Annotated in this window: 23 protein-coding genes; 7 read left to right on the forward strand and 16 right to left on the reverse strand. The window is 47.8% G+C overall.

Annotation, left to right across the window (positions count from 1 at the left end; all coding sequences use genetic code 11):
• Positions 1–334: 334 nt before the first annotated feature.
• The 7 genes from DFR62_RS01945 to cyoE all read right to left on the reverse strand — a co-directional run bounded on the left by DFR62_RS01945 (position 335) and on the right by cyoE (position 6832).
• Positions 335–796, reverse strand: a complete 462-nt coding sequence (locus DFR62_RS01945; RefSeq protein WP_121297783.1) for a DUF420 domain-containing protein — start codon at positions 794–796, stop codon at positions 335–337.
• Between the two features lie 20 nt (positions 797–816).
• Positions 817–1743 carry a cytochrome c oxidase assembly factor CtaG gene (ctaG, locus tag DFR62_RS01950; RefSeq protein ID WP_121297784.1) on the reverse strand — a complete coding sequence of 309 codons (927 nt, stop codon included), beginning with the start codon at positions 1741–1743 and terminating at the stop codon, positions 817–819.
• A gap of 147 nt (positions 1744–1890) precedes the next feature.
• On the reverse strand, positions 1891–2223 hold the full coding sequence (gene ctaF / locus DFR62_RS01955) for a cytochrome c oxidase subunit IVB (protein ID WP_121297785.1): 333 nt from the start codon (positions 2221–2223) through the stop codon (positions 1891–1893).
• A gap of 1 nt (position 2224) precedes the next feature.
• Positions 2225–2851, reverse strand: coding sequence for a cytochrome (ubi)quinol oxidase subunit III (locus DFR62_RS01960; RefSeq protein WP_058383482.1), 627 nt, complete (start codon positions 2849–2851; stop codon positions 2225–2227).
• A complete protein-coding gene (locus DFR62_RS01965) occupies positions 2838–4751 on the reverse strand; it encodes a cytochrome c oxidase subunit I (RefSeq protein WP_121297786.1) in 1914 nt (637 codons plus the stop codon). Before DFR62_RS01965 ends, DFR62_RS01960 begins: the two co-directional genes overlap by 14 nt.
• Before the next feature lie 25 nt (positions 4752–4776).
• Positions 4777–5859: a cytochrome c oxidase subunit II gene (gene coxB / locus DFR62_RS01970; RefSeq protein WP_121297787.1), complete on the reverse strand. Its 1083-nt coding sequence runs from the start codon at positions 5857–5859 to the stop codon at positions 4777–4779.
• Between the two features lie 55 nt (positions 5860–5914).
• A complete protein-coding gene (gene cyoE / locus DFR62_RS01975; RefSeq protein ID WP_121297788.1) occupies positions 5915–6832 on the reverse strand; it encodes a heme o synthase in 918 nt (305 codons plus the stop codon).
• A gap of 347 nt (positions 6833–7179) precedes the next feature.
• Here cyoE and DFR62_RS01980 point away from each other — a divergent pair, with 347 nt between their 5' ends.
• Complete coding sequence (locus DFR62_RS01980) at positions 7180–8097, forward strand: COX15/CtaA family protein (RefSeq protein WP_121297789.1); 918 nt, start codon at positions 7180–7182, stop codon at positions 8095–8097.
• Positions 8098–8134: 37 nt separating this feature from the next.
• Here the strand turns inward: DFR62_RS01980 and pyc are convergent, their stop codons facing one another.
• From pyc to DFR62_RS01995, 3 genes are all read right to left on the reverse strand, one after another.
• Entirely contained in the window at positions 8135–11575 is a 3441-nt protein-coding gene (pyc, locus tag DFR62_RS01985; RefSeq protein WP_121297790.1) for a pyruvate carboxylase, read from the reverse strand.
• 15 nt (positions 11576–11590) lie between these two features.
• Positions 11591–12757, reverse strand: a complete 1167-nt coding sequence (locus DFR62_RS01990) for an FtsW/RodA/SpoVE family cell cycle protein (protein WP_121297791.1) — start codon at positions 12755–12757, stop codon at positions 11591–11593.
• Positions 12758–12827: 70 nt separating this feature from the next.
• The gene (locus tag DFR62_RS01995) at positions 12828–13109 is read right to left on the reverse strand and encodes an Fpa/YlaN family protein (RefSeq protein WP_058383475.1); all 282 of its coding nucleotides are present in this window, start codon (positions 13107–13109) and stop codon (positions 12828–12830) included.
• Between the two features lie 164 nt (positions 13110–13273).
• On the opposite strand from DFR62_RS01995, the gene DFR62_RS02000 reads away from it, so the two are divergent.
• From DFR62_RS02000 to DFR62_RS02010, 3 genes are read left to right on the forward strand one after another with little or no spacing between them, the layout of a single operon-like run.
• Positions 13274–13780: a peptidyl-prolyl cis-trans isomerase gene (locus DFR62_RS02000; RefSeq protein ID WP_121297792.1), complete on the forward strand. Its 507-nt coding sequence runs from the start codon at positions 13274–13276 to the stop codon at positions 13778–13780.
• An 11-nt stretch (positions 13781–13791) separates the two neighbouring features.
• Positions 13792–13995 (forward strand): YlaI family protein, encoded by a 204-nt coding sequence (locus DFR62_RS02005; protein WP_121297793.1) that lies wholly within the window; start codon positions 13792–13794, stop codon positions 13993–13995.
• Positions 13995–14444 (forward strand): hypothetical protein, encoded by a 450-nt coding sequence (locus DFR62_RS02010; protein WP_121297794.1) that lies wholly within the window; start codon positions 13995–13997, stop codon positions 14442–14444. Before DFR62_RS02005 ends, DFR62_RS02010 begins: the two co-directional genes overlap by 1 nt.
• Here the strand turns inward: DFR62_RS02010 and DFR62_RS02015 are convergent.
• Positions 14438–14767 (reverse strand): YlaH-like family protein, encoded by a 330-nt coding sequence (locus DFR62_RS02015; protein WP_121297795.1) that lies wholly within the window; start codon positions 14765–14767, stop codon positions 14438–14440. The genes DFR62_RS02010 and DFR62_RS02015 overlap by 7 nt on opposite strands.
• A gap of 23 nt (positions 14768–14790) precedes the next feature.
• Positions 14791–16638 (reverse strand): translational GTPase TypA, encoded by a 1848-nt coding sequence (typA, locus tag DFR62_RS02020; RefSeq protein ID WP_121297796.1) that lies wholly within the window; start codon positions 16636–16638, stop codon positions 14791–14793.
• A 107-nt stretch (positions 16639–16745) separates the two neighbouring features.
• Between typA and DFR62_RS02025 the strand changes: the two genes are divergently transcribed.
• Positions 16746–16955 carry a YlaF family protein gene (locus tag DFR62_RS02025; RefSeq protein ID WP_121297797.1) on the forward strand — a complete coding sequence of 70 codons (210 nt, stop codon included), beginning with the start codon at positions 16746–16748 and terminating at the stop codon, positions 16953–16955.
• Positions 16956–17114: 159 nt separating this feature from the next.
• Here DFR62_RS02025 and DFR62_RS02030 read toward each other — a convergent pair whose 3' ends face one another.
• The gene (locus DFR62_RS02030) at positions 17115–17912 is read right to left on the reverse strand and encodes an inositol monophosphatase family protein (protein ID WP_121297798.1); all 798 of its coding nucleotides are present in this window, start codon (positions 17910–17912) and stop codon (positions 17115–17117) included.
• 90 nt (positions 17913–18002) lie between these two features.
• Entirely contained in the window at positions 18003–18197 is a 195-nt protein-coding gene (locus tag DFR62_RS02035) for a hypothetical protein (protein WP_058383467.1), read from the reverse strand.
• 157 nt (positions 18198–18354) lie between these two features.
• On the opposite strand from DFR62_RS02035, the gene DFR62_RS02040 reads away from it, so the two are divergent.
• A complete protein-coding gene (locus DFR62_RS02040) occupies positions 18355–18999 on the forward strand; it encodes a YktB family protein (RefSeq protein WP_121297799.1) in 645 nt (214 codons plus the stop codon).
• Positions 19000–19011: 12 nt separating this feature from the next.
• Here the strand turns inward: DFR62_RS02040 and DFR62_RS02045 are convergent, their stop codons facing one another.
• Positions 19012–19287 (reverse strand): UPF0223 family protein, encoded by a 276-nt coding sequence (locus DFR62_RS02045; RefSeq protein WP_121297800.1) that lies wholly within the window; start codon positions 19285–19287, stop codon positions 19012–19014.
• Positions 19288–19296: 9 nt separating this feature from the next.
• Positions 19297–20268, reverse strand: a complete 972-nt coding sequence (locus tag DFR62_RS02050; protein WP_121297801.1) for an NAD(P)H-dependent flavin oxidoreductase — start codon at positions 20266–20268, stop codon at positions 19297–19299.
• A gap of 189 nt (positions 20269–20457) precedes the next feature.
• Here DFR62_RS02050 and DFR62_RS02055 point away from each other — a divergent pair, with 189 nt between their 5' ends.
• Positions 20458–21927, forward strand: coding sequence for an aminotransferase class I/II-fold pyridoxal phosphate-dependent enzyme (locus tag DFR62_RS02055; RefSeq protein WP_121297802.1), 1470 nt, complete (start codon positions 20458–20460; stop codon positions 21925–21927).
• Positions 21928–21945 lie beyond the last annotated feature (18 nt).

Below are 21945 nucleotides of genomic sequence, written 5' to 3' on the forward strand. Positions count from 1 at the left end.
GAAATCTGAAATCGCTATAAATGAAAAAGGAAACCACTTATTCCACAATCAAAAATCAATGTTCTATGCAAGTATTTGGAGAAGCGTTCGCTCGACTCCAGTGGATCAGCGAGACGACCGAGACCCCGCAAGCAATGAATGAGCGAAGCTTCGCTGAGCGCATTCATTTGCGACGCATCTGCGTGCAGATGTGGGAGCAAGCGGGTTTTCGATAGCGGATGAGGAGGCTTGGGCGCGAGCCCACGGAAAGCGAGCGCTAAGCTTCGGAAAATACGGTGTCTAACCTTTCTCGAAAACCGAAAAAGCACTGAGCAAATTATGCTCAGTGCTTTTTTTATCCGCCCAGAATCGCTTTGAAAACTGATGTCGTATGGCCGCCTTCATAGAATACGTAGAGCAATAAGTAAACCATTACTCCTGTGATCGCGGTAAAAAACCAGACAACGCTGGTGAATGGGCCTATTTTGCGGTGTTTGTCGAGGCGGTTTTTCAAGCCCCAGAAAATGGTCACCAGTCCCATCACAGCTCCGATCGTTGCGAGCGTGATATGGAAAATCAGAAAGACGGTATAGTAGATCTTCAATTCATCCGGTCCCCCGAATGCCGTATTTCCTACAAATAGCGTACGCGAGACATAGATAATGAAAAACGTGAGCGCAGCAGCACCCGCGCCAAGCATCACTTTTTTATGTGCTTCGATGCGGCGTTTAAGGATTAAGTTCCATCCGATCGCCACTAATACGGCGCTCAAGACGATAAAGAATGTACTGATGGTTGGCAATAGCGGCAAATTCATTTAATTAAACTCCTTTTGGGTCATTGCCCATTATGTCTGTAATACGCCATATCTTTGCGGTCCTGCAAAACTTTAGCGGTGATTTCATCGGCATTGGCTGTTTCATTTTTGAGCCATTCATGGAAAACCAGCCAAATGAACACAGTAAATACCAATTCCTGGATAATTTTCATTGTGATGCCGCCGGTGCGTTGGTCTTCAAGCAGCGACATATTCGTGAAGAGTTCAGGGCCTGACAAGTTAAGCTGTGCCAACGTTCCTGCAGGCACGCATAAGGCCATCGCTTGCATCCACGCTTCCCCATCTGAATACGTTGCATAAAACGGTGTCGTGCTGAAAATGATCAAGGCACAGGCTGGCGTCATCAAGACGCTCAAGCCGAATAAATAGCCCAATTTCTTCAGTCCGTGGAATTTATGCATGCCTTCAAGATTGTTGACCACCGGCCACCAGTAAAGCAGTGCCGACACGAACAGCAAGGTGCTGACGATGCTGTGGATCAGCATGTCTTGCTTGACGAAATCGAAGACAAGCGGCAAATGGTAAACGGAGAAGAATAAACTGAATAGCAGCAAGGCAATCAATGGTTTAGTGAAGAACATGAACAGAGGGTTGATAATTGGCAACTCGATGAACGCCCGCCAAATATAGGAAGGAATCCCCATGATCACAAGCGGGGCAGCCAATAGCAAGAGCAGCGCCATCTGAACCATATGCATCGTCAAGGTGATATGCCCAAGCAAATCGACCGGCGAGCCTTTCAAGATGTAGATCAAAGCCATGCCTGACACGAAGAGCAAGGCCTGCTTGGTTTGAAGCGGTTCACTATCAGTGAATTTATATCTCCACTTAGTGGTGATTAGAAAATATAAAAGCGTAATCAGTACGAGAAATCCAAAATACCAGGGGCTCCACAACGCTTCGAAGCCGAAAATGCTGATTGGCATTAGACCGTACCTCCTTTTTTCCTTAAGTACCCTCATTATATAGGGGATGCCTTGCCATATCAATGAACGAATCATGACATTTGCCGGCAGACACAACCCATCCACATAAAAAAACTCCGGACTTTTTATAGTCCGGAGTTTTTCAGTTTACCACCAAACGATGGTGACCATCGTGAGTACGATAGTGAATGCGACAAAAATGCCGCTGAACATGAAGAATGCCATCATGCCATGCCCTTTATTGCTCATGTGCATGAAATTATACAGCTGAAGCACTACTTGAATAGCAGCCAATAGCAAGATAATCGGCACGATCAAGTAATTCGAGAAATCTGCCGCTACTACAGTGAATGCGATTAGCGTCAAGAAGATCATCATAGCGAATGATGTCAACTGGCCGCGCATCTCAGTAGCACGTTTTCTCTTGATGAATTCAAATTCCGCTCTGGATCTGTGAATGTCGTGAGTATCATGTGCCATATTAACCAATCACTCCCATCAAGTAGACTACAGTGAAGATGAACACCCATACTACGTCAATGAAATGCCAATAAAGAGCGGCAAGATAGAACTTCGGTGCATTGTACATGTTCAAGCCGCGTTTTGCGTTGCGGAGCATCAATGCGATGAACCAGCTAAGACCGAAGACTACGTGAGCCCCGTGAGTCCCGACTAGGGTATAGAATGCGGAACTAAAGGCACTATTGGTATAGCCAAAGCCTAAATGCACATAATGGTTAAACTCGTAAATCTCCAAGCCTAGGAACGCAAGCCCCAAAAGCACGGTAATTCCGAGCCATGCCTGCATTGCTTTGAAATTATGATTCTTCATATGATACATCGCGTAGACACTCGTCAACGAAGATGTTAAAAGAATCATTGTCATGGCAAACACAAGCGGTAGTTCAAACAAGCCAGAAGCGGAAAATTCCATTCCGCTTGGGCCTTTATCTTTCAACGCAAGATAAGTTGCGAAGAGAGAGGCGAAGGTGACGGTCTCAGCTGCCAGCAGCAACCAGAAACCAACGAACTTGTTTTTCCCTTCGAGCGTCGCCGTTTCAGGATGATCGGGCCAAGTTTGTGGGGTATATCGTTTATTTAAGTCCACCTTTTTTGCCTCCTTCCAGCGCTCTTGCTTCTCTTTGAATGCGTTCGTTATCCGCAATCAATTCTTCTTTGGAAATATGGAACCCAAGATCATCTTTCAATGAACGGACAAGCATCGAACCGAATGTGATCGCAAGACCACCGATCAAAACAGGAAGCGCCCAAACATGGCCATCCATATGGTACATAGCACCAAACGCTGCAATGAACATACCTAGTGAGATAACGAAAGGAATGAATGATCCATTCGGCATGTGGATATCACCAAGTGGCTCAGCATAGACCATGCCTTCTTTATTGCCTTCCATTTTCTCGATCCAATACGGGTCGAGTCCACGGACAAGCGGTGTTTGTGCAAAGTTGTAGAATGGCGGTGGTGACGGGATTGCCCATTCAAGCGTACGTCCGTCGCCCCATGGGTCGTTGCCGACACGTTCGCCTTTAACAACTGTCATGACAACGTTAACGAGGAGAATGATAACCCCGATCGCCATCAGCAAGGCACCAGCCGAGCTGATTGCGTTAAATAGATCCCAACCTTGGTCTGCTCCGAACGTGTAAACACGGCGAGGCATACCCATGAGGCCGAGGAAATGCTGGATAAAGAATGTCAAATGGAATCCGATAAAGAAGAACCAGAATGTCCATTTCCCAAGTTTTTCGCTCAACATCGTACCGAACATTTTTGGCCAGTACAAATGCGTACCTGCCAAAATGGCGAGCACGACACCACCAACGATTACGTAGTGGAAGTGGGCAACGATAAAGTAAGAATCGTGCAACTGGTAATCCAGCGGCGCAATCGCCTGCATAACGCCAGTTACCCCACCTGCTACGAATGACGGGATAAACGCGACTGCGTAAATCATCGGCACTGTGAAGGAAATGTTTCCTCCCCAGATCGTAAGTAGCCAGTTAAAGATTTTAATCCCTGTTGGAACTGCGATAATCATCGTTGCAAGGGCAAATACCGCGTTAGCTGTCGGTCCAAGACCAACTGTAAACATATGGTGAGCCCAAACCATGAATCCGTAGAAACCGATCAGGATGGTCGCAAAGACCAATGCCGTGTAACCGAATAGGCGTTTGCGTGAGAAAATCGCAAAAATTTCAGAGAAAATACCAAATGCTGGCAAAATCAAGATGTAAACTTCTGGGTGACCGAAGATCCAGAAGAAGTGCTCCCAGATGATGGTGTTACCGCCCATTGTTACATCAAAGAAATTAGCCCCGAACAAACGGTCGAATACCATAAAGAAGATACCAACAGTTAGTGGAGGGAATGCCAGGAGAATCAAAGCGGACGCTACGAAAGTCGTCCAAGTGAATAGCGGCATTCTCATATACGTCATACCCGGAGCACGCATATTGATGATCGTAACAAGGAAGTTAATCCCTGCAATCAATGTACCGAAACCGGATATCGTCAAACCGAGTGAGTAGAAATCGATTCCGTGTCCTTCAGAGGCAAGTGCCAAAGAAGCGTAGTTTGTCCATCCTGCATCCGGTGCTCCTCCTAGGAACCATGAAAGGTTCAAGAACACACCACCGAAGAAGAACAGCCAGAACCCAAGTGAGTTCAAGAAAGGAAACGCCACATCACGCGCACCGATTTGCAAAGGTGAGACCGCGTTCATGAATGCCAAAAGAATCGGCATGGCTGCAAGGAAGATCATGGTCGTTCCGTGCATCGTTAAAACTTCGTTATACGTTCCTGCGCTAAGGAAATCGTTTCCGGCTTTCATCAGCTGAATCCGGATCATCATCGCTTCTACACCGCCGACTAGGAAGAAGAATCCGCCGGAGATCAAGTAGAGGATCGCGATTTTCTTATGGTCTACCGTTGTCATGTAGTCCCAAATTGTAGCGCCGAAACCCTTTTTCTGAGAGTTAGAACTCACAATAGTTTACCTCCTTTTTTAACTTTTACTCTTCAACTTTCAAGCCCATCAAATATGCAGCAAGTGCATCAAGCTCTTGATCAGAGAATGGCTCTCCATTGTTGATTTCTTCTGGATTAGGCATCAAGTTGCCTGGCTTATATTGCTGAGGGTCAGCAATCCAGTTTTTCAATGTTTCTTCATCATGCTCCATGAATCCGGCGATTGTTGTACGGTCGCCGAATGTTGCAAGGTTCGGTCCTACTCCAGTAGCCGCTCCTGCTGCGTTAGTTGCGTGGCAGGCGATACAACTTTGCTCAAAGATTTGCTGTCCTTCTTGGGCAACAGTTTCTGTAGGCGCAGCTTGTTCTTCCTGCATTGCAGCTACCCATGCATCAAAGTCTTCGCGGTTAAGCGTTTTAACTTTGAAATCCATCAAAGCGTGGGAAGGTCCGCAAAGCTCGGCACATTTACCGAAGTAAACGCCCTCTTCAAGTTCTGAAGATTCTTTATCAAACTCCAAATAGAAGGTGTTGACGTTTTCAGGGTTGACGTCAAGTTTACCGCCAACAGAAGGAATCCAAAACGAGTGCTTAACGTCTGCGGCAATCAAATTGAAGTAGACGCGCTCGCCAGTCGGGACGACCAGTTCCTGTGCAGTGCGAATTTCCTGTTCAGGATACTCGAATTCCCACCAGTAAAGTTTACCGGTTACATTGACTGTCAAGTTCTCAGCCGCGCCGTCTTCATCCTGTGCGTCCATCGCCGTGACATCAGCCAAGTCGAATGTTGAGTAGACCGTCGGAACAGCGAGGATCAAAAGCAGGACGATCGGAATTGCTGTCCAGATAAACTCAAGACGCGCACTTCCTTCAACTTGTTCAGGGATCATGTCCTCCCCTACTTTTGAACGGCGGAATTTAACAATTGCCAATACATAGATGATAGTAACGACGACGATAACGAATAACATGACAATGGATGACAAAATCAATAAGTTGAACTGATCTTGTGCAACCTTACCAGCCGGTATCAGCGTCGAGATCTCTTCGCGCCCGCAGCCTGAAAGAAAAACAAGCAATGCGGTCATCAAGGCGAAGAGGCGCCATTTCTTAGGTCCTTTCATCATAGCTTTTCATACCCCTCTCTGAATAAAGTGTTTTACAGTTAAGTAAAAGAGAAATTTAGACGAATACTGCGAAAATGATCATCGAGACAAATAGAATCGTCATATAGTTCAACGAATAGATGAACATTTTCTTCGCCCATTTCAAATCATCAGCTGCCTTGAAGCCTTGGATTGCAAGAACAAGCCATCCGATATTCAACGCTGTAGCTAAGATGATGAAGCCTATCCCAAGTTCCATAAGCAGGAACGGCAATGGGAAAAGCAGTAAAACCCATGCAAGCATCGATTTTTTTGTCCGGTGGAATCCTTTGACCACCGGAAGCATCGGAATATTTGCAGCCCGATACTCTTCCGTCCGTTTCATGGCAAGCGCATAAAAATGCGGCGGCTGCCAGATGAACATAATCAGAAACAGCGCCCAAGCGCCCGTACCGAGCGTCGGCTCCACCGCAGCCCAGCCGATAAGCGGCGGAATTGCGCCGGAAATGCTGCCGACGATCGTATTGCCGACATGCCGTCTCTTTGACCACATCGAGTAGAGGACAACATAAGCCAAGATGCCGGCGATTCCAAACAGACCTGCTGAAACAGAAGCGGAAAACAAAAATAGTTCGCCTATAACGATGAAAGAAATGGCGAGTGCCAAGACAGCGGATGGCTTGAACCTGCCCGTAACTGTCGGACGGGCTCTCTTGCTGGCCATCAATGGGTCGATATCTGTGTCGATATAATTATTCATCGCCGCAGACCCCGCAATGATCAATGCCGAACCGACGATGGTATAGACAAGAATATCCATATGGTCAAGGAAATTCTTATCCGAAAACTGGAAAGCGAGCCACAGTCCCGTAAAGACGGTAATTAAATTGGAATTCACGATCCCAATCTTAATAAGTGCCAGAAAATCTTTAGTGAACGTACTCGATTCTACAGCATCGGTCGGTTCTGCAGACAAAGACCGGCCGTTTGACATATAACTCCCTCCTTTCAAAGTTGTAAGCATATTCCGCTAACCATAACTATATCTAAATTCCAGCTTCTTTTCTACATATTACTGAAATTTCCTGATATAAAGTGATGATTTCACGCAATTGGTCTTACAAATATTCATCTCTAATCATACAGTAGCCCCCTCGTTATTTTAAGATAGAAAAAACGCTGTTTTTGAACAGTTTGTGAAGGTCTCTATTATTATGTCCAATTCTTGAAAGTTTAGGGGAACGCCCATTTCTCGTTGTATTTTAAACGCAGTTTCGCTATCATCGAGTATGCAGGTTATCGTTAACGCTAAAAGTTTTTCTAAAAAAAGTAGGTGGCATTTTGAAAAGCAACATTTATATAAAAATATTCGGGGTTCTTGCGTCTGTCGGCATGCTGCTCATCCTCCTCGGCGGGGCTTTGGTGACCAAAACCGATAGTGGCATGGGGTGTGGCCGCAACTGGCCGGACTGCAACGGCAATTTGATTCCGCGGGAAATCACCCCTGAAGTGCTGATCGAGTTCTCCCACCGCCTGGTAACGGGCGTGGTCGGAATTTTGATCGTGGTGTTAGCGGTGTGGGCTTGGCGCAAGTTCGGCCATGTACGGGAGACGAAGTTCCTCGCCTTTATGGCTGTCTTCTTCCTCGTGTTGCAAGCATTGATCGGTGCCGCGCAAGTTCTATGGGGCCAAGGCGATTTTATCCTCGCGCTCCACTTCGGGATTTCTCTCCTGTCGTTCGCAGCTGTCCTGCTGTTGACCTTGCTCATCTTTGAAGTGGACCGCAAGTTCGATGCGGACCGTGTACAAATCGGACGCACTTTGAAATTCCATACGCTTGGCGTCGCACTGTATTCTTATGTCGTTGTCTACACTGGCGCTCTTGTCCGCCATACAGAATCAAGCTTGATCTGTTCCGATTGGCCATTGTGCCGCAACGACCAGTTCGCGCTGCCAAGCAATATGTATGAATGGGTCCAGATGGGGCATCGCTTCGCAGCTGCGCTCATCGTGATCTGGATCGGCGTAATCGCACTCCATGCGTATCGCCATTACCGCGACCAGCGCGTCATCTATTGGGGCTGGCTCATCGCTTTCACCATCGTGCTTCTTCAAGCAACGAGCGGCATGCTCGTCGTCTTGACGAAGTTGAATCTTGCGGTTGCCTTGCTCCACTCCTTGCTCATCTCAATGCTTTTCGGATTATTATGTTATATGGTCCTTCTCGTATCCAGAAGCAAGTACATTAAATCCAAATAAAAAAATCCGGTGCGAATTCGCACCGGATTTTTTTATTTTATTTTGATTCCATTTCAATGAGCAAATCGCCCGTTGAAATGCCGTCTCCGGCTGTTACATAGATTTCCTGGATCGTGCCGTCAAATGGTGCTTGAACAGTTGTCTCCATCTTCATTGCTTCCGTGACCAACAGATGGTCGCCGCGTTTTACTTTCAGCCCTTTTTCCCCGACTACTTTCAGGACAGTGCCAGGCATTGTCGCTGCAATATGATTTTCTTTTGTCGGGTCGGCTTTCGGTTTTGCTGCTGAATCGGTTTCAACTGTCATATCCTGGATGCTGATTTCACGTGGTTGGCCGTTCAATTCAAAATAGATAATCCGCGTGCCATCTTTTTGCGGTTCGCCGATGGACACGAGCTTGATCATTAAGGTCTTGCCTTTTTCGATCTCGACTTCGATTTCTTCGCTGAGGCGCATGCCGTAAAGGAAGGTCAAGGTATCAAGGACCGATACATCCCCGAAGGTCTGGTTCGTCACGCTGTACTCTTCGAATACTTTCGGATAAAGCGCATAGGCCAGCACTTCGTGGCTAGTGACCGGGCGCTTCAGGCGTTCGAATAATTTCTCGCGGATCGCCTCAAAATCAGCAGGTTCGAGCAATTCGCCCGGACGCACCGTGATCGGCTCGCGTTCTTTCAAGATCACTTTCTGCAACTCTTTCGGGAAGCCCCCGTGCGGTTGGCCGATATAGCCTTCGAAGAACTCGATGACCGATTCAGGGAAATCGATATTCTCACCGCGTGTCAGTACTGTTTTTTCATCCAATTCGTTCTGGACCATGAACAAAGCCATGTCCCCTACGACTTTCGATGACGGCGTGACTTTTACGACATCGCCGAACAGCATGTTGACGCGGGAATACATTTCCTTCACTTCTTCCCAGCGCATGCCCAGGCCGACCGCTTTTGCCTGCTGCTGCAGGTTGCTGTACTGCCCGCCTGGCATCTCGTGGACATAAATCTCGGAATGCGGGCTGTTCATTCCGCTCTCGAAATCGCTGTAATACTTGCGGACATCTTCCCAGTAATGAGACATGGTCTCAAGAGACTCAATATCCGCTCTGACTTTCCGCTTGCCGCCGCTCATCGCATAATAAAGCGAGTTGGCGCTTGGCTGCGATGTGAGCCCCGCCATTGTGCCAAGAGCAGTATCAACGATATCGACTCCGGCTTCAATCGCTTTGGAATAAAGGTAGATGCCGTTTCCGCTCGTATCATGCGTGTGCAAATGGATCGGCAATGAAACCGTATCCTTCAGTTCAGAAACGAGACGGTACGCTGCTTCTGGCTTCAAAAGGCCCGCCATATCTTTGATCGCGAGAATATGCGCGCCTGCCGCTTCCAGCTCTTTCGCCATATCCTTATAGTATTGAACCGTGTATTTATCGCGGCTCGGGTCGAGAATGTCTCCTGTATAGCAAATCGCCGCTTCTGCGACTTTTCCGGAGTTGCGCACTTCATCGATGGCAACTTCCATTCCTTTAATCCAGTTAAGGCTGTCGAAAATGCGGAATACGTCGATTCCAGCTTCAGCCGATGTCCGGGCAAACTCGCGGATGACATTATCCGGGTAGTTTTTATAACCGACCGCATTCGCTCCACGGAACAACATCTGAAATAACACGTTCGGGATGTCTTCGCGCAATTTGATGAGGCGCTGCCACGGGTCTTCTTTCAGGAAGCGGTAAGACACGTCGAATGTCGCGCCACCCCACATCTCCATCGAGAACAAATCGCTTTGGAGCCGGGCAGTTTCTTTCGCGACTGCGAACATATCGTGTGAACGCATGCGCGTTGCAAGCAGCGATTGATGGGCATCGCGAAGAGTCGTATCCGTCAGTAGCACATCATCTTGCTCAAGTATCCACTTCGTCAAACCTTCTGGGCCGCGCTCATCGAGGATTTGTTTTGTGCCTTGTGGAACTTCAGTAATGATGTCAATTTCGGGTTTGCGCGGTGCTGCATAAATTGGTTTCTTTTTCTTCTCGATTCCAGGGAAGCCATTTACCGTCACATTGCCGATATAGCTAAGCAATTTCGTTCCACGGTCTTGGCGCACAGGGAACTTAAATAATTCTGGGGTGCTGTCGATAAAGCTGGTATCGAAATCTCCGTTGATGAAATTTTGATGTTTTACTACATTTTCAAGGAACGGGATATTCGTTTTGATGCCACGGATGCGGAATTCCTGCAAGTTGCGGTCCATCTTCGCTGCGGCTTCTTTGAACGTTGTTGCCCATGTAGACACTTTAACGAGCAATGAATCGTAATACGGGGAAATGACAGCCCCCTGGAAACCGTTTCCGGCATCTAGGCGTACACCAAATCCGCCGCCTGAACGGTAGACCATCAGTTTTCCGGCATCCGGCATGAAGTCATTCAATGGGTCTTCTGTGGTCACACGCGATTGAATGGCGAAGCCGAACAAAGGGATATCTTCTTGTTTCGGAATAGCTATCGTTTCGCTATGCAACATATGCCCGCGGGCGATATGGATCTGTGCATGGACGATATCGATGCCTGTGACCATTTCAGTGATCGTGTGTTCAACTTGGATGCGGGGGTTTACTTCGATAAAGTAAAATTCATCTCCCGCCACCAGGAACTCAACTGTCCCGGCATTTATGTAATCGATGTTTTTCATTAATTTAACGGCAGCGTCGCAAATTTCATTTCGCAATTCATTGCTGATCGAGTTGGATGGGGCGATTTCCACGACTTTCTGGTGGCGCCGCTGAATAGAGCAGTCACGTTCGTACAGATGGACGACATTGCCTTCTGCATCGCCGAGGATCTGCACTTCGATGTGCTTCGGTTTGTCTACGAATTTTTCCACATACATTTCGTCGGAACCGAAGGCAGCTTTCGCTTCGGATTTCGCACGTTCGTAAGATGATGCCAGTTCACTGGCGTCTTTGACGATGCGCATGCCTCGTCCGCCACCGCCTAGTGATGCTTTGATCATCAACGGGAATCCGGCTTGGTCGGCAAATGCCTCTACTTCAGCCAATGATTCGACAGGGCCGTCCGTTCCCGGAATGACTGGGATTCCTGCAGCGATCGCTTGATCACGGGCTTTGACTTTATCGCCGAACATATCGAGATGGCGGGATGTTGGCCCGATGAATACGATGCCTTCTTCTTCACAGCGCCGCGCAAAATGCACGTTTTCGGATAAGAATCCGTACCCTGGGTGGATGGCGTCCACTCCTGAGTCCTTGGCGATGCGAATGATGTCTTCGATGTCCAAATAAGCATCAATCGGCTTTTTTCCTTTGCCGACTAAATACGATTCGTCAGCTTTGTAACGATGAAACGAACCGCTGTCTTCCTGCGAATAAATCGCAACTGTCCGAAGATTCAGTTCTGTACAGGCGCGGAAGATCCGAATTGCAATTTCTCCGCGGTTGGCTACTAAGATCTTGTTAATCTCTTTCACTCCGACGCACACCCTTTACTTTTTCGTTTTTTCGTATTTATTGAACATGGAAACATTCATTAATACTCCCATAGCTAACGATAACAAAATTACTGAAGTTCCGCCATAGCTTATAAATGGAAGTGTAACGCCAGTCAGCGGTATGATGCCCGACAGGCCGCCCAGATTGACGAACGATTGGATGCCGATCATGCTTGCGACGCCCGCTGCGAGCATGCGCGCAAGCGGGTCGCTAGTCGTCATCGCGATCCACAATCCGCGAAGGACAACGAAGCCCAATCCGCCGATGACGACGAAGACGCCCAGAACGCCGAGTTCTTCCGCAATGACCGACATGATGAAATCGGTATGGGGCTCGGGCAAATAGCCGAGCTTTTGGATGGACTGGCCGAGGCCAAGGCCGCTAAGCCCACCTGAGCCGATTGCCAAATAACCGTTGACGATTTGGAAACCGAATCCGAGCTCATCAGAAAATGGGTTAAAGAAGGCGTCGATGCGCCCCACCCGTTTTTCAGTGAAAATCAAGTCTTTGGCGAAAATCATCGCAGGCACGATGAAGACGGCGGCAGCTGCAACGACGATTCCTGCCAATTTCACGAACGGTTTCAGGCGGACGCCTGATGCTGCCATTACCGACAAGCCGACCGCGCCGATGATGACCATCGACCCCAAATCAGGCTCAAGGAAGACTAGCAGCAAAACTGCGGTCAAAATGATGACCGGCGGGATGATCGATTCGTTCAGTTTATTGATGGACCCGTTACGATATTTATTCGAAAACACACCCGCCAAATAAAAAATCAAGCCGACTTTAGCGACTTCCGATGGCTGGATATTGGCGAAGCCGAGGCTGATCCAACTTTTCGCACCGCCTGCCGCAAAGCCGATAAAATGGACCAAGATGAGTCCGGTGAAGATGACTGCGAGTACGGTCGCCATCATCCACTTTTTCTTGAAATGCTTATACGGGAATACGGCTGCAAGCAGAAATACAGGGTATGCGATGGCCAAGTTGATCAATTGCTGTATGTAGAAGCGGTCCGGTGAGTCATTGTAATAGTTTACAGACCAAGCCATGCTCGAGGAGTAAATCATGATCAGACCAAAAATGGTCAATGCCAGGTATGTAAAGAGAAGCGGGTAGTCTATGTACTTGCCGTATTTCTTGATGTAGGATTTCATTGTTTTTTATACCTCATTCAATTGGATTCATTAGTAAAAAAACTCAAACTGGAATCGTTTGAGTTTTGGGTCATTTATTTGTATACGCGTCATGGAGGATGGACAGTTTCTTCTCCAGCGTATCCATTAAATTTTTACCGGTCTCACGTTCGATCAAGCCGAGTTTGACGGCAAAATCGATTTCCCGTGATAAGCCAAACATTTGCGTATCAAGAACTTCTTCATATAAAGGGCAGGAAGGCAATGTAAGATGATCCATCTGCACCTTGATCAATTGCTCGATTTTCTCTGCATCAGCTTTAAGGAGTTCCAGCGCTTTTTCCTGATAAGTCTGTTCTTCTGTATGTTCCATGAGGACTCCCCCATCACTTGTATTTCTGCTCCATTAGCCTGTTTAAAGTGTATCTTTTACGCTGTCAAATTGCAAGTCTCTCATAAAAGGGATTAAACCCTTTGGGAATTGTATGTGAACAGTTATACTGAAGAAGAGAGATACTATAATGGAGGGTTTTATTTATGGAATTCATCATACCGTTCAAAGGGAAAGTCACATACAAACTGACCTTGGATCCGACCGTGTGGATTTTTGATGACCGCAAACTGGATCTTAAGACGTTTTTCACAGAAGAGCATGTCGATAAGGACGATCTAGAAGAATACAAGCGCGGCATGGGCGAACATTGGTCACGTGAAATCATGGAAGGCGCTACCGTTCCGCCGACCTTGAATTCAGAGAAAAAATACAAGCGCCAGGAAAAACAAGACATGCTTACAGGCACATTCGGCATGCGATTCCAGCCATTCTTAGAGAACGCCGAGCCAACAGCTGGCTCGTCCAAAGTCGTGTTCGAAACGGCTTCAGGAGACCATGCTTTCGAAATTGAAAATGCCAAGCAATTGATTTTCAAATTCAGCCAGGATGGGAAGCCTCTCCGTGAAGATGGACCCGTCCATATCCTATTTCCGGATGGCTCGAATACCGATCAGCCGATTACCCATGTCTCCGCTATCCGGGTCGAATAGGAGGAATATCTATGCGTGTTCAATGCGTCATCTGCGATAAAATCGAAGAACTTGAAGACGATACGCTGCAAGCCAAGCGCCTTCGCAACCGGCCGATCCACACCCGTATGTGCGAAGAATGCCACGACCGGATCACCAAACGGACAGAAGAGCGTCTAGCGACCGGACATTTTCATTTCTTCCGCAGCTCCCGCAGCATCGAGGATGATTTCTGATGAAAATCCTAAAAGGTTTGTGGATTGGTTTCTGGAGCGGCCTCATTCTCGGATTATTGCTGAAATGGATGCAGGCAGTGACCGGTGTCCGGAATTACGAATTGCTATTGAACGTCGATTTCATCCCGCTGGTCAATCAAGTGAACTGGTCGGAGCTGACTGAATTCGTTTTCCATTTGATCATCTCACTGATAATCGGCATCGTTTATGTGTATATTGCCAAACGCCGCAACTATACATTTGGCCAATTGACGATCATCAGCTTGGTACTTACCATACCGACCTACATCCTGTTTTTCCCGCTGGCCATGCTCGCGGTAGAAGCCGATGTCCCGGAACCGACCGATATGGGGGCTTTCCTCTATTGGATCTTGGCACATCTGACGTATGCGCTACTGTTGCCGATACTTTACAAAACATTTGAACGCAAAAACGCTGCCTCTCATTGAGAAGCAGCGTTTTCGCGTTTTTCGCGCCAAAGGCGGATCTTATAAAGGATGAGAATCAATGCGGCAATGACCAAGCCCTCGACAACGGGCAGGAAAAAGGCCAGGAATGTCAGGCCCAATCCTCCCGCAGCCAAGAACAAGATGATGACTGCATTTTTTCCGATCGATAATTTTTTGGCAAAGCCCAGCTTATACACAAGTGCCGATAACAGGAAGATGACGGCAAACAGTGCATATCCCGCCACATCGAAATTAGGCATGTTCTGGTAAAGAATGCGGGCTACCGGATACATATTTTCATAGACAAAAGCCTGCTCGTCCACGGATTATACATCCTTCCAGTTGTTTATTCTTCGATGGCTACTTTCTTTTTCTTCGCCATGCGCTCGCGCTCATTCTTATCAAGAATTTTCTTGCGCAAGCGGATCGACTGAGGAGTGATTTCGCAGTACTCGTCATCGTTCAAGTATTCAAGTGCTTCTTCAAGGCTCATCAAACGCGCTTTTTTCATCGTAGTCGTCTGGTCTTTGTTGGCAGAACGGATGTTAGTCGCCGCTTTGATCTTGACAATGTTGACTGTCAAATCGTTGTCGCGGTTATGTTCACCGACGATCATGCCTTCATAGATTTCAGTTCCGACTTCAACGAATGAAGTTCCGCGGTCTTCGATGCCCATCAAGCCGTAAGTTGAAGATTTGCCGCGTTCCATTGAAACGAGCACGCCTTGGCGACGGCCGCCTACGCGTCCTGATGCAACTGGCTGATAGCTGTCGAATGTGTGGTTGATGATTCCATATCCGCGTGTTTGCGTCAGGAATTCAGTTGTGTAGCCGATCAATCCGCGTGCAGGGACATTGAATACTAAACGTACTTGTCCACTTCCGTTATTGATCATGTCGAGCATTTCACCTTTACGTTCACCGAGTGACTCGATGATCGCGCCAGTGTATTCTTCAGGAACATCCACTTGAACGCGTTCAACCGGTTCGCAGCGGACGCCATCGACCATGCGGACGATAACTTCAGGTTTTGATACTTGAAGCTCGAATCCTTCACGGCGCATATTTTCGATCAAGATCGATAGATGCAACTCGCCGCGGCCCGATACGACCCATGCATCCGGGGAATCCGTTGGATCAACGCGCAAGGAAACGTCTGTCTCTAATTGAGCATCCAAACGCTCTTGGATTTTTCTTGATGTAATAAACTTACCTTCTTTACCAGCGAACGGGCTGTTGTTGACAAGGAATGTCATTTGCAGCGTCGGCTCGTCGATACGCAGAATCGGCAAGGCTTCTTGATGATCTTGAGGACATACCGTCTCACCGACGTTAATATCTTCTAGACCAGAGATTGCGATCAAATCGCCTGCTTCGGCTTTTTGGATTTCAATACGCTTCAAGCCCATGAAGCCATGGATTTTCGTAATACGGAAGTTTTTGACGGAGCCGTCCAGTTTCATCAAGGAAACGGATTGCCCGACTTCGATCGTTCCGCGGAATACGCGCCCGATACCGATACGGCCAACATAGTCGTTGTAGTCAAGAAGCGCCACTTGGAATTGCAATGGTTCTTCGCGGTTATCGATCGGTGCAGGTACATGGTCCATGATGGCATCATAGATGACCTGCATGTTTTCTTCTTGGTCGGATGGGTCAGATGAAAGACTTGCCGTTCCGTTCATGCCTGATGCAAAAATGACAGGGAATTCCAACTGGTCATCGTTTGCTTCTAGTTCGATGAACAATTCGATGACTTCATCGACAACTTCATCCGGTCGCGCGAAATCGCGGTCGATTTTGTTGACGACTACAATCGGTTTGAGGTTTTGCTCAAGCGCCTTTTTCAAGACAAAGCGTGTCTGTGGCATACAGCCTTCGTACGCATCGACAACGAGCAAGACACCATCAACCATTTTCATGATACGCTCAACTTCACCACCGAAATCGGCGTGTCCAGGAGTATCCAAAATGTTGATTTTAGCGTCTTTATATTGAATCGCGGTGTTTTTAGCTAGGATTGTGATTCCGCGTTCTCTTTCAATGTCGTTTGAGTCCATCGCCCGCTCATCAACATGTTCGTTTGATCGGAAGATTCCTGATTGCTGAAGCAACTGATCCACCAATGTCGTTTTGCCGTGGTCAACGTGTGCGATAATTGCAATGTTTCGTAAATCGTTTCTAAGGTTAGTCATACTTTCACTCCAATATTCTTTTTTCGAGCCTATAACTGTGCTAGTATAGCACATATAGGGGAAAAACCCTACGATTTTATTTTCTTGTATGCAGGAGGTTAGATGGGATGAAAGAAGCGATCGTAGAATCATGGCATAATATAAAATGGATTTTTGTACTATATTCATTGGCGGCAATCGGGGCGATGGTGCTCATCGGCGTCGCAGTGGCACTTCGCAGCGTGACCGGTATTTTGCTTTCCATTCTATTGTTGTTGGTCATCATGGGCTTTGGGTTCAAACGCAAAAAAGAAATGCGCGAAGCAGGCGTATTATAGACAAAAAAAGGGGCTGCCCAAAAGGTCATGAAAAATGACCTTTTGGGCAGCCCCTTTTTCCTTCTAGCAAAGCATAAAAAAATCGTCCTTTCTGTTAAATGGGCATTGCCCCACTCCTGCAGAAAGAACGATTTTATGCGCAATCCATTTTCAGCTTTATTATGCTTGCTTTGGCTTGATATAATCCTGGAGCAGTTTTCCGTGTATGGACGGGTTAGCGGCGACGAATGTATCCGACTTCAGCAGGTTTGCAGCTGCGCCCGAAAAATTGCTCGCAACAGCACCTACTTCTTTTGCCATGACCAATCCCCCGGCGATGTCCCACGGCGATAGCCTCATGGAAATATAAGCATCGATTCGCCCGCTCGCCAGATAAGCGAGCTCAAGCGCCGCGGAACCGTACGAACGCATGCCACGCGCATCATGAACGAGGCGTATCGTCGCTTCATGCTCCACGTGCCGGTTCGGCGTTGCCCACATGGCGTTCATGCCGATGATCGATTCGCTAATGTCCGTCTCGATGAGCGGCTGCAGGCGTTCATCGTTATAATAAGCGCCGCCTCCTGCTATTGCATGATACAAATCGTCATTGACGACATCATAGATATAACCCATTTTGCCGACACCATCTTCATAAATACCGAGCGAAATGGCAAAATTGCGTCGTTGGTGCACAAAATTCATAGTGCCATCGATTGGGTCGAGCATCCATACCGTGCCGCTTAATTCTTCGATTGTGTCTCCAAATCCTTCTTCACCAAAAACGCGGTGGCCAGGAAAATCTTTTCGGATGTTTTGGATGAAGAATTTCTCCACTTCCTTATCCACGTTTGTGACCAAATCATTTGCATGGGCTTTCGTATCCACCGAGATGTCACTAAGAAATGAATTACGGATCCGGTGCCCCGCTTCTTTGATCATTGATTTTATGTATCGGTCCATTGCGTGCTGGTCCATGTATGAGCTCCCCCTTATTTCTTTCCAGTATAACGAAAAAAGCATCCACTGTCTTTAGCCAGCAGATGCTTCTACGGTATGGTCGTCTGTTTACAATGCATGAAGAGCCTCCAGTTCTACCTGTATTTCTGCAAGCCGTTTCTTGCTCTTGTCTTTTTGGCTGCTGTCATTTTGCTGCATTGCATCATACAAGGTGGCCAATTCGTAATCAAGCTCCAGCTTCAAGGTATTGATATACTCTTTTTCTACATCCGCTTTCCGGATAATCTGTATCATCTGCTTCATAAGTGAGCGCCCCCCTTCCCTCATAATCGGAATATTCCGATTGCGATGTTTGTTACACATCTTTACCCCGTTTTTTCTTCTTGAAAACTTATTTATATTCATTCTTCCAAAACTTCGTTAAAATAAACCGTGATGATTATTTAAGGAGGGGATGTCCGTGAATCCATACTGGACTGAACAGGATTTTGAAGTATTTGAAACTCCAGGGCTCGAGGAACGCATGGAAGCATTATCGACTTATGTACGGCCAAAGTTCGAAGCATTGGGCCAAGACTTTTCCGCTTATTTCTCTGGAGAAACCGGGGATGAATTTTTCCCCCATGTCGCGAAACACATGCGCCGGACTGTTAATCCGCCGAATGACAGCTGGGTGGCATTTGCACCTTATAAACGCGGCTATAAAGCCGTCCCGCATTTCCAGATTGGGCTTTGGGAAAGCCATGTATTTGTCATTCTTGCTGTCATTTACGAAGCGCCCGGCAAACCGCAAATGGCGAATCAACTGATTTCCACTGCGGCTTTAGCCGACATGCCGGAAGAATTTGTCGTTTCAGGCGATCATATGAAGCCTGAAGCCGATTCCATTGCATCGCTTGGCGAAGAGGGCATCGAAAAGCTGCTCACGCGGCTGCGCGATGTCAAAAAAGGGGAGCTCGTCATCGGCAGGCAGTTGGCACGTGCTGATGCTGCTGCGCTCGATAAAGATGGATTCTATGCTTTTGCAGAAGAAACATTCCGCGAGCTGCTTCCGATTTACCGGAAGTTGCTTCAAGCAAACGAAAAAACCGCCGTTCATCGCTGAACGGCGGTTTTTCTATCTTTTGATGCGGATCAATTCATCGCCTGAAGCTTCTTTCATCTTTTTGACGACCGTAAAACTGACATAGCCGCTTTCTTCTTCAAACTCACGGAAGTATGTCTTTTCTTCTGCCATCGATGGCACAACTTTTTTAAACTTACGGTATTTGTCCATCAATTCCTGACGTTTGACCCCTTTTTCATAAGCTTTTTCTATCGCTTCGAAAAATTCCACGACATCGACGATCTCATCGGTCGTCCAATCGATGGAAAATGGATATGAATATTCCATGGCCTTCACCTACTCTCTTTCATTAATCCCCCAGCGTTTGCGGATTTCTTCAGTTTGCTGGATCATTCTGTCGAACAATTCCTGGACAGTCGGCACATCCCGGATCAAGCCCGTCACTTGCCCTGCCCAGCCGAAGCCCTTTTCTTGTTCTCCATCATAAATATAGCGTTTATTGGCGGTTCCGCTAATATAATCTTTTAGCGCTTCATAGTTCGGCGTCTCTTTTTCGATATCCAAGATGCGATCCGTCCATGCATTGGACAATGTACGGGCCGGTGCACCGATACTGCGCTTGATAATTACTGTATCGTTTTCTGTGCTGTCAATCAACTGCTGCTTATATAGCTGGGACGCGTGAATGCATTCTTTCGTTGCGATGAAGCGCGTTCCCATTTCAATTCCTTCAGCTCCAAGCGCATGCGCCGCCATCCATCCGCGCCCATCGCCAATGCCCCCAGACGCGATCACAGGAATCGACACGGCATCGACCACTTGCGGAATCAGGACCATTGTCCCGATATCATCACGGCCGAGGTGCCCACCACCTTCATGCCCGACGACCATAACGGCATCTGCCCCAAGCGTCTCCGCCTTTTCAGCTTGGCGCCTTGCTGCCACCAACACCAATTTCTTGATATCGGTGCCTTCCAATTGTTCAAAAATCGGTGTCGGGTTGCCGCCAGTCATCGACACAACAGGCACCCGTTCTTCGATTGCTACATCGAGCATATGCGAAAATGCACGCCCATGCTCACCGATCGCAAAGTTCACGCCGAATGGCTTATCTGTCAATTCCCGGACTTTGCGGATTTCTTCGCGCAACTCATCAGGCCCCGGCAGGCTCATCGCCGTGATTTGGCCAAGCCCTCCGGCATTCGAGACCGCTGCGGCCAGGTCTGCATAAGCCAAATATGCCAAGCCCCCTTGTATGATCGGATAGTCGATTCCAAGTAATTCAGTGATTCTTGTCTTAAACGCCATTATCCCACTCCTTTTTTGTCCTCTATTTGTCTATTCGCTTCAATTTCGAAATCCCCTTTTCCATGCGTGCAGCTTGTTCCATGCGGACGAAAATAAGTCAGACATCCATACTATAAGTATAGTAACGAGGCGTCTTGCATGCTATAATTTCTCTTGTTTTCATTTTGATAAAGTGAGGTGCACGTCCCATTGTCACAACTCGAAACTCCGCTCTTTGATGCTTTATTGAAGCATCGAAACCGGCATCCTATACAATTTCACATTCCCGGCCATAAAAAAGGCCAAGGAGTCGATCCCGCATTCCGGGAATTCGTCGGCGATAATATCCTGTCGATCGACTTGATTAATATAGCGCCACTAGATGACCTGCATTCTCCAAAAGGCGCCATCAAACAAGCGCAGGAATTGGCAGCGCAGGCGTTCGGCGCAGACCACACCTTTTTCTCGGTCCAAGGAACGAGCGGTGCCATCATGACGATGATTTTGAGCGTCGTCGGGCCGAACGATAAAATTCTCGTCCCGCGCAACGTCCATAAATCCATCATGTCCGCCATTGTTTTTGCCGGCGCCATCCCTGTCTTTATCCATCCGGAAGTCGATCCGGAACTCGGCATCTCCCATGGCATTTCGCCTGAATCAGTAGAGAAAGCCTTAATTGAATATCCCGATGCCAAAGCGGTGCTCGTCATCAACCCGACTTATTTCGGCGTGGCGGCTGATTTGAAGCGCATTGTCGATATCGCCCATGACAAATCCATTCCTGTGCTCGTCGATGAAGCGCACGGCGTCCATATCCATTTCCATAAATCCTTGCCGATTTCCGCGATGGCAGCAGGAGCGGACATGGCTGCCACATCGGTCCATAAACTGGGGGGCTCCATGACGCAGAGTTCTGTGCTGAACGTACGTGAAGGCTTGGTGTCGCCGAAGCGCGTCCAAGCGACTTTGTCGATGCTTACGACAACATCCACTTCCTATCCGATATTGGCATCGCTCGATACGGCACGGCGCCAGCTCGCGATACACGGCTTTGACCTGATCGACCAGACGATTCGGCTGGCACAGGACGCACGCAAGCGGATCAATAAGATCCCCCATTTAGTATGCGTCGGGAAAGAGCTGCTTAATTCTTCTGCGACTTACGATATGGACCCGACTAAGTTATTGATCAGCGTCAAAAACCTTGGCATTACCGGGCATCAGGCGGAAGAATGGCTGCGCGAGAACGCCAATATCGAAATTGAACTATCCGATTTGTATAACATCCTCTGCCTCGTCACGCTCGGCGATAGCCGGAAAGAAATCAACTTGCTCGTCAATGCCTTGCAGCGCATGAGCGAAGCCTTGGAGACTGAGCATGCGGTTTCGGAACCGATTGTCTTATTGCCGGAAATTCCACGGCTAGCGATGACGCCACGCGATGCTTTTTACGCAGAGACGGAAATCATTCCAATCGATGAAGCGGTAGGACGCATCTCGGCCGAGTTCATTATGGTCTATCCACCAGGAATCCCGATTTTCATCCCCGGGGAAATCATTACCGAAGAGAACATTTCTTATATCCACACGAACGTCAAAGCCGGGCTGCCGGTGCAGGGGCCTGAAGATGATTCGCTCCAAACGCTTCATGTCATCAAAGAACATCATGCATTCCGTTAACGATATACAGTAAAAAGG

The organism is Planococcus citreus (assembly GCF_003664125.1).
Classification (GTDB): domain Bacteria; phylum Bacillota; class Bacilli; order Bacillales_A; family Planococcaceae; genus Planococcus; species Planococcus citreus.

Excerpts from the sequence above, each read along its gene's own strand:
- DFR62_RS02050 (WP_121297801.1), bottom strand. The coding sequence starts at position 20,268 with ATGGCGTTTAAGACAAGAATCACTGAATTACTTGGAATCGACTATCCG.
- DFR62_RS01990 (WP_121297791.1), bottom strand. The coding sequence starts at position 12,757 with ATGAAATCCTACATCAAGAAATACGGCAAGTACATAGACTACCCGCTT.
- ctaF (WP_121297785.1), bottom strand. The coding sequence starts at position 2,223 with ATGGCACATGATACTCACGACATTCACAGATCCAGAGCGGAATTTGAA.
- ctaG (WP_121297784.1), bottom strand. The coding sequence starts at position 1,743 with ATGCCAATCAGCATTTTCGGCTTCGAAGCGTTGTGGAGCCCCTGGTAT.
- DFR62_RS02030 (WP_121297798.1), bottom strand. The coding sequence starts at position 17,912 with ATGGACCAGCACGCAATGGACCGATACATAAAATCAATGATCAAAGAA.
- DFR62_RS02045 (WP_121297800.1), bottom strand. The coding sequence starts at position 19,287 with ATGGAATATTCATATCCATTTTCCATCGATTGGACGACCGATGAGATC.
- DFR62_RS01945 (WP_121297783.1), bottom strand. The coding sequence starts at position 796 with ATGAATTTGCCGCTATTGCCAACCATCAGTACATTCTTTATCGTCTTG.
- DFR62_RS02005 (WP_121297793.1), top strand. The coding sequence starts at position 13,792 with ATGCGTGTTCAATGCGTCATCTGCGATAAAATCGAAGAACTTGAAGAC.
- typA (WP_121297796.1), bottom strand. The coding sequence starts at position 16,638 with ATGACTAACCTTAGAAACGATTTACGAAACATTGCAATTATCGCACAC.
- DFR62_RS02000 (WP_121297792.1), top strand. The coding sequence starts at position 13,274 with ATGGAATTCATCATACCGTTCAAAGGGAAAGTCACATACAAACTGACC.
- coxB (WP_121297787.1), bottom strand. The coding sequence starts at position 5,859 with ATGATGAAAGGACCTAAGAAATGGCGCCTCTTCGCCTTGATGACCGCA.
- DFR62_RS02035 (WP_058383467.1), bottom strand. The coding sequence starts at position 18,197 with ATGAAGCAGATGATACAGATTATCCGGAAAGCGGATGTAGAAAAAGAG.
- DFR62_RS02010 (WP_121297794.1), top strand. The coding sequence starts at position 13,995 with ATGAAAATCCTAAAAGGTTTGTGGATTGGTTTCTGGAGCGGCCTCATT.
- cyoE (WP_121297788.1), bottom strand. The coding sequence starts at position 6,832 with ATGTCAAACGGCCGGTCTTTGTCTGCAGAACCGACCGATGCTGTAGAA.
- DFR62_RS01995 (WP_058383475.1), bottom strand. The coding sequence starts at position 13,109 with ATGGAACATACAGAAGAACAGACTTATCAGGAAAAAGCGCTGGAACTC.
- DFR62_RS02025 (WP_121297797.1), top strand. The coding sequence starts at position 16,746 with ATGAAAGAAGCGATCGTAGAATCATGGCATAATATAAAATGGATTTTT.